Consider the following 501-nt stretch of genomic DNA (forward strand, 5'->3'; position numbering starts at 1 on the left):
CGTTCGCTCCAAGCTGGGCTGTATGCACGAACCCCCCGTTCAGCCCGACTGCTGCGCCCTTTCCGGTAACTATCATCTTGAGTCCAACCCGGACGGACACGCAAAAACGCCACTGGCAGCAGCCATTGGTAACTGGATATATACGAGAGAGATATTGAGAGGTCTTGAAGTGGGTGCCTAACTGCGGCTACACTGAAAGAACAGTTTTGGTATCTGCGGTCTCGTATACCCAGTTACCTGGTTAAGCAGTTCCCCAACTGACTTAACCTTCGATCAAACCGCCTCCCCAGGCGGTTTTTTCGTTTACAGTGCAAGAGATTACGCGCAGAAAAAAAGGATCTCAAGAAGATCCTTTGATCTTTTCTACTGAACCGCGATCCCCGTCAGTTCAGAGGAGGACGATGGTGCCACCGTTCCGCCCTGAACATCCCGGATATAATTTGCCTGACATGCGGCCAGAAGAAAGCCAGCAACAATCAATATAAAAAGAAAAATAGTCTT

At 49.7% G+C, this 501-nt stretch carries 1 protein-coding gene; it reads right to left on the minus strand.

The genetic code is table 11. From position 1 onward, the window contains the following. Positions 1–363: 363 nt before the first annotated feature. A complete protein-coding gene (locus ABD259_RS25765; RefSeq protein ID WP_234283478.1) occupies positions 364–495 on the minus strand; it encodes a colicin release lysis protein in 132 nt (43 codons plus the stop codon). Positions 496–501: the final 6 nt, after the last annotated feature.

The organism is Nocardiopsis rhodophaea (genome assembly GCF_039530945.1).
In the GTDB taxonomy this organism is placed as follows: domain Bacteria; phylum Actinomycetota; class Actinomycetes; order Streptosporangiales; family Streptosporangiaceae; genus Nocardiopsis_C; species Nocardiopsis_C rhodophaea.